9 protein-coding genes are annotated in these 6,116 nt (G+C 65.3%); 8 read left to right on the forward strand and 1 reads right to left on the reverse strand.

The window, feature by feature from the left end; genetic code table 11:
• Window positions 1–9 precede the first annotated feature (9 nt).
• Window positions 10–537 (reverse strand): GNAT family N-acetyltransferase, encoded by a 528-nt coding sequence (locus tag AC1D00_RS22625; RefSeq protein WP_404552580.1) that lies wholly within the window; start codon window positions 535–537, stop codon window positions 10–12.
• A gap of 233 nt (window positions 538–770) precedes the next feature.
• Between AC1D00_RS22625 and AC1D00_RS22630 the strand changes: the two genes are divergently transcribed.
• The 8 genes from AC1D00_RS22630 to AC1D00_RS22665 form a co-directional block, all read left to right on the forward strand.
• On the forward strand, window positions 771–1,367 hold the full coding sequence (locus tag AC1D00_RS22630) for a superoxide dismutase (RefSeq protein ID WP_014491764.1): 597 nt from the start codon (window positions 771–773) through the stop codon (window positions 1,365–1,367).
• 260 nt (window positions 1,368–1,627) lie between these two features.
• Window positions 1,628–2,239 (forward strand): permease, encoded by a 612-nt coding sequence (locus tag AC1D00_RS22635; RefSeq protein WP_477012179.1) that lies wholly within the window; start codon window positions 1,628–1,630, stop codon window positions 2,237–2,239.
• Window positions 2,236–2,736: a hypothetical protein gene (locus tag AC1D00_RS22640; RefSeq protein ID WP_008138982.1), complete on the forward strand. Its 501-nt coding sequence runs from the start codon at window positions 2,236–2,238 to the stop codon at window positions 2,734–2,736. Before AC1D00_RS22635 ends, AC1D00_RS22640 begins: the two co-directional genes overlap by 4 nt.
• Window positions 2,737–2,779: 43 nt before the next feature.
• Window positions 2,780–3,016 (forward strand): hypothetical protein, encoded by a 237-nt coding sequence (locus AC1D00_RS22645; RefSeq protein ID WP_271575526.1) that lies wholly within the window; start codon window positions 2,780–2,782, stop codon window positions 3,014–3,016.
• A 2-nt stretch (window positions 3,017–3,018) separates the two neighbouring features.
• A complete protein-coding gene (locus tag AC1D00_RS22650) occupies window positions 3,019–3,774 on the forward strand; it encodes a metal ABC transporter ATP-binding protein (protein ID WP_167770948.1) in 756 nt (251 codons plus the stop codon).
• A 6-nt stretch (window positions 3,775–3,780) separates the two neighbouring features.
• Window positions 3,781–4,650: a metal ABC transporter permease gene (locus AC1D00_RS22655; protein WP_135175481.1), complete on the forward strand. Its 870-nt coding sequence runs from the start codon at window positions 3,781–3,783 to the stop codon at window positions 4,648–4,650.
• A gap of 5 nt (window positions 4,651–4,655) precedes the next feature.
• Window positions 4,656–5,519 (forward strand): metal ABC transporter solute-binding protein, Zn/Mn family, encoded by an 864-nt coding sequence (locus AC1D00_RS22660; protein WP_477012180.1) that lies wholly within the window; start codon window positions 4,656–4,658, stop codon window positions 5,517–5,519.
• 54 nt (window positions 5,520–5,573) lie between these two features.
• On the forward strand, window positions 5,574–6,116 hold a 543-nt coding region (locus tag AC1D00_RS22665; protein ID WP_477012181.1), incomplete at its 3' end, for a CobW family GTP-binding protein.

Consider the following 6,116-nt stretch of genomic DNA (forward strand, 5'->3'; position numbering starts at 1 on the left):
ACGCAGGGCTCACCATGGCAGGCCGCAGAGGTCGATGGTGCCGAGCGTCGGCGCGCGGACGATGTTGAAGACATAGGGCGCCATGTGGGTGAAGCGGATCCTCCCCTCTGGCTGCTCGCAATAGACCTCGCCCTTGAAGGGCAGCCAGCTGCGGGCCTCGTAGAACGCAAAATTATGCGGTTCGCAGAACAGAAGGGCGAAGCGAACCGCCTCGTTGGCCCGGATGGTGTGTACCGCCGCGTCGATCGCCATGGTGGCGTAGCCGCGGCCGCGCCGGTCCTCGCGGGTGCAGACCCCGCCGATGCCGCCGATGTGAACCTTCTGTCCATTCCAGGTGACGGTGCGGAAGTAGATGCCGACGTGGCAGACGAGGCCGTCTTCGGGCGTCTCGATCAGCACGCGAAGGTCGGCATTGGCCCATTTGACGTGGCTCCACGACGGCTTCTCGGCAGCGTCGCGTCCCCAGACCGCGCTGAGCAGGGGCTGTGCGATCCGCCACGAAGCGTCGCCGTTCAGGATGTCGATCTCGATGCTCATTGCTTTCTCTTTCGCGTCTCCGCGCCGTGGTGCGTTCGTTCTGCCATAAGCGCCTCAAAGGCAATGATATTTTACGGCCTGTCGAAGCGTCCCCCCACGCTGCGACGATTTTATGCAATCCGGCCAAGCGGCCGCATCAGGCCTTTTCGCAAATTGACGGTATTTAACGGCGACGGAACCTTCTATAAGGGGTGACCGTTAGAACGTTCCCCACCAGTTGCGGACAAGAACCCATGACCTTTACGCTGCCCCCACTCCCTTACGCCTATGACGCCCTCGGCCAGTTCATGTCGAAGGAGACGCTGGAATTCCACCACGACAAGCATCATCAGGCCTACGTCACCAACGGCAACAACGCGCTCAAGGGCACCGAATGGGAAGGCAAGTCCCTTGAGGAGATCGTCAAGGGCTCGTTCGGCAAGAACCCCGCGGTGTTCAACAATGCCGGCCAGCACTACAACCACATCCATTTCTGGAGCTGGATGAAGCCCAATGGCGGCGGCACCAAGCTGCCCGGCAAGCTCGAGAAGAAGATCAACGAGGACCTCGGCGGCTTCGAGAAGTTCAAGACCGACTTCCAGGCGGCCGGCGTCGGCCAGTTCGGCTCCGGCTGGTGCTGGCTCCAGGTCAAGAACGGCAAGCTCGAGATCTCCAAGACCCCGAACGGCGAGAATCCGCTGGTGCACGGCGCCACCCCGATCCTCGGCTGCGACGTCTGGGAGCACTCCTACTACATCGACTATCGCAACCGCCGTCCGGACTATCTCAAGGCGTTCGTCGAGAACCTCGTGAACTGGGAATACGTCGAGTCCCTGTTCGACAAGGCCTGAGATTATCCCGTCATTCCGGGACGGTGCGTCAGCACCAGACCCGGAATCTCGAGATTCCGGGTTCGGCTTCGCCGCCCCGGAATGACAGAATAGAGAAAGGCGGTCGCATGCGCGGCCGCCTTTTTGCTGTGCGGAATTCGACTGCTGCTTCGCATGGGCCTGCGCGAGGTGCGCATCGCTTCCCGTCATCGTTCCGTTTGCATCGCATGGACGGCGCCCTTAATCAGGATGGGCATCACCCTCGAGCCGACCCGAGCCCGTTGTCAGACCCTTCCCCGAAAGACCTGGCGCCTGCCGAGGATGCGGAGTCCGAGCCGCGGCCGGGCCGTGTGCGCAAGCCGATCGGCTGGTCGACGATCATCATCGCGGCCCTGGTGGCGGTCAGCGCGGCGCTGGTCTGGCGGCGTGACGGCACCGACGGCGTTCTCGACATTCTCACCCACGATCTGTCGCTGTTCGGCGGCATCCTGCCGCGTGTGCTGGCCGGCTGCCTGCTCGGCGCCTTCATCTCCGAGATCCTGCCGCACGAAAAAGTCTCGCGCTCGCTCGGGCCGCAATCCGGCCTGAAGGGCCTTCTGATCGGCACCGCCTTCGGCGCGATCCTGCCCGGCGGTCCCTTCACCGCCTATCCCGTGGCTAGCGCGCTGCTGGCGGTCGGCGCCGATTTCGGCGCCACCATCGCCATGGTCGTGAGCTGGACCCTGATCGGCTACGGCCGGGCGGTCGCCTGGGAAATCCCGATCATGGGCACCGATTTCACGCTGTGGCGGATCGTGATCTCGCTGCCGCTGCCGGTGCTCGCAGGCGGCCTCGGCCGCTTCGTCTATGTCCGGCTCTATCCGAAGCGCGACAGCGACGAGGAGGCGAATTGAGCGCGGCGCTCCTTATCGACATCCTGCTGTGGGGCTCGGTGTTCGGCGTCGGCCTGATCGCCTTTCGCCGCGGGCCCCCGGTGTTCAAGGCCTCGCTGCGCGAGGGCTCGATGGACTTCATCAACATCGTGCCGCGGATTGCGCTGGGCGTGATCGGCTCGGGCTATATCGCCGCCATCATTCCGCAGGAGGTGATCACCGGCTGGCTCGGACCGGACAGCGGCTGGCTCGGGGTCGCGACCGCCGTGGTCGCCGGTGCCGCCACGCCCGGCGGCCCCGTGATCGGCTTTTCCATCGGGACCGTAGCGCTGAAGTCGGGCGGTGGTGTGCCGCAGGTGGTCGCCTATGTCGTCGCCTGGGCGCTGTTCGCCTTCCAGCGGGTGATCTTATGGGAAATCCCGTTCATGCCGGCCCGGTTCGTCTGGTTCCGCTGCGCCGTCTCGGTRCCGTTCCCGTTCGTGGCGGCCGCCATCGCGATGGTGATCGGCAAGCCCTGAGCCCGGCGTGGACAGGCGTAATGTTATAATATAACGTCGAAGCATGGTTCCCGCCGCGTCCCACGCCCACCATCACGACCATGCGCACGGCCATTCTCATGGCGACGCGCATTCGCATGGGCACGACCACACCCACGCCCATGTCCATGATGCGGCCTCGCCGCACCCGGCCCAGGCCGCGACCTGGTCGATCCTGCGCATGACCATGGCGGGCCGCCTTGGCGCTGCGGTCGCCGTTTGTGCCGTGCTCTGGGGCATCGTCTTTCTGGCGATGAGGTGACCATGGCGGCGCTGCATTTCCACAACGTCACGCTCGGTTACGACCGGCATCCGGCCGTGCACCATCTCAACGGCGAGGTCGCGCCAGGCGCGCTGGTCGCCGTGATCGGCCCGAACGGTGCCGGCAAATCGACCTTGCTGCGCGGCATCGTCGGCATCCTCAGGCCGCTCGACGGCAGCATCCATCTCGGCGGGCTCGACTCCCGCGATATCGCCTATCTGCCGCAGAGCGCGGAGATCGACCGCAGCTTCCCGATCTCGGTGTTCGACTTCGTCGGCACCGGGCTGTGGCGCGGCACCGGCCTGTTCGGCGGCATCGGCAAGGCCGCGCGCGGAAAAATCCTCGGTGCGATCGCGTCCGTCGGTCTCAATGGCTTCGAGAACCGCCCGATCGGCACGCTTTCCGGCGGCCAGATGCAGCGCGTGCTGTTCGCGCGCGTGCTGCTCCAGGATGCGCGGTTGATCGTGCTCGACGAGCCCTTCAACGCCATCGACAGCAAGACCACGACCGACCTGCTTGCGCTGGTGAAGCACTGGCATGGCGAGGGCCGCACCGTGCTCGCCGCGCTGCACGACATGGAGATGGTGCGCAGCCATTTCACCGAGACCCTGGTGCTGGCGCGGGGCCCTGTGGCCTGGGGCCCGACGGCGGAGGTGCTGACGCCGGAAAACCTCGTCGTCGCAATGCGGATGTGCGAGGCGTTCGACGACAGCGCCGCGGCCTGCGCGGCCGACGATGCCCATTCGCGGGCGGCGTGACGCCCAATGCTCCATGACGCGCTGATCGGTCCGTTCACCGAATTCGAGTTCATGCGGCGGGCGCTTGCCGCCGTCATTGCGCTGTCGCTGGCGGGCGCGCCGATCGGTGTATTCCTGATGCTGCGGCGGATGAGCCTCGTCGGCGATGCCATGGCGCACGCGATCCTGCCCGGTGCTGCCGTCGGCTTCCTGCTCTCCGGCCTCAATCTGTTTGCGATGACGGCCGGCGGCCTGATCGCGGGCTTTGCGGTCGCGATCCTCGCCGGCGTGGTCGCGCGCTCGACCGGGCTGAAAGAGGACGCCTCGCTCGCGACCTTCTATCTGGCCTCGCTGGCGCTGGGGGTGACCATCGTCTCGATCAAGGGCACCAATATCGACCTGCTGCACGTGCTGTTCGGCAACATCCTCGCGATGGACGACCAGACGCTGCTGGTGGTCGCCTTCAACGCCACGGTCACGCTGCTGGTGCTGGCCGTGATCTACCGCCCGCTGGTGATCGAGAGTGTCGATCCGCTGTTTCTGCGCACGGTCAGCCGGGCCGGGGGACCGGCGCATCTCGCTTTCCTCGCGCTCGTCGTGATCAACCTCGTCAACGGCTTTCAGGCGCTCGGCACGCTGCTCGCGGTGGGGCTGATGATCCTACCGGCGGGCATTGCCCGGTTCTGGTCGCGCGATCTCACTGTCATGATCTGCATCGCGGTCGTCGCTGCCGCGGTCTCGGGCTATGCCGGCCTCGTGCTGTCGTTCCAGACCCGCGTGCCGTCGGGCCCTGCGATCATTCTGGTCGCGACTATGCTCTACATCGTCTCGGTGCTGTTCGGCCGCGTCGGCGGCATCGTCCGGCAGTTGTTTCCCGGCCGGCATCTGGAAGCGTGACGGCGATGCGCTTCCTTCCGCTCTTTGCCCTGCTGCTGATCGCCTCGCCGCTGCACGCCGCGGAACGGCTCAACGTCGTCGCCAGTTTCTCGATCCTCGGCGATTTCGTCCGCAACGTCGGCGGCGACCGGGTCAGCGTCACGACGCTGGTCGGCGCCGACAGCGACGTCCATGTCTATACGCCGGCGCCAAGCGATGCGAAGCGGATCGCGGATGCAAAGTTCGTTGTCGTCAATGGGCTCGGCCTCGAGGGCTGGCTGCCGCGCCTCGTGCAATCCTCCGGCAGCAAGGCAACGATCGTCACCGCCAGCGCGGGCATCGCGCCGCTGAAGCTCGGCTCGGCTGCAGATCCACATGCCTGGCAGTCCGTTCCCAACGCCAAGGTCTACGTGACGGATATCGCCAACGCGCTGGCCGCGGCCGATCCTGATGATGCGGACTTCTTCCGCGCTCAGGCCAAGGCCTATCTGGAAAAGCTCGAAACGCTCGACCGCGAGGTGCGCGAGGCCGTTGCGAAAATTCCGCCCGAGCGGCGCAAGGTGATCTCCACCCATGACGCCTTCGGCTATTTCGCCGCCGAATACGGTATCCGGTTCATCGCGCCGCTCGGTGTCTCCACCGAAACCGAGCCCAGCGCGCGGGACATCGCCGCCATCATCGGTCAGATCAAGGCCGCGCGGATCCCGGCCGTTTTCCTGGAGAATATCAGCGACGACCGCCTGATCCGGCGGATCGCCGCCGAGACCGGGGCAAAGGTCGGCGGGACCTTGATTTCGGACGGTTTGACGGGTGAAAAGGGGCCTGCCCCCACTTACATTGACATGGTCAGGCACAATATAAAGGCCCTGACCAGCGCGCTTGACCACTAGGGCAGGGGCCACCCCGCCTCGCGTCGCGCGGAAAAGCCCGACCCCGGAGTAGTTATGTCTGAAGCGACCTCCCAGAAAATTCCCGTGACCGTTCTGACCGGCTATCTCGGTGCCGGCAAGACCACGCTTTTGAACCGCATCCTGTCGGAAAACCACGGCAAGAAATACGCCGTCATCGTCAACGAGTTCGGCGAGATCGGCATCGACAACGACCTCATCATCGGCGCCGATGAGGAAGTGTTCGAAATGAACAATGGCTGCATCTGCTGCACCGTGCGCGGCGACCTCGTGCGCATCATGGACGGGCTGATGAAGCGCAAGGGCAAGTTCGACGCCATCATCGTCGAGACCACCGGCCTTGCCGATCCGGCGCCGGTGGCCCAGACCTTCTTCGTCGACGAGGACGTGCAGAAGAACGCGCGCCTCGACGCGGTGGTCACGGTTGCCGACGCCAAATGGCTGTCCGACCGTCTGAAGGACGCGCCCGAGGCCAAGAACCAGATCGCCTTTGCCGACGTCATCGTGCTGAACAAGACCGACCTCGTCACCAAGCCCGAGCTCGCCGAGGTCGAGGCCCGCATCCGCGCCATCAACCCC

The organism is Bradyrhizobium sp. P2_E8 (genome assembly GCF_056403875.1).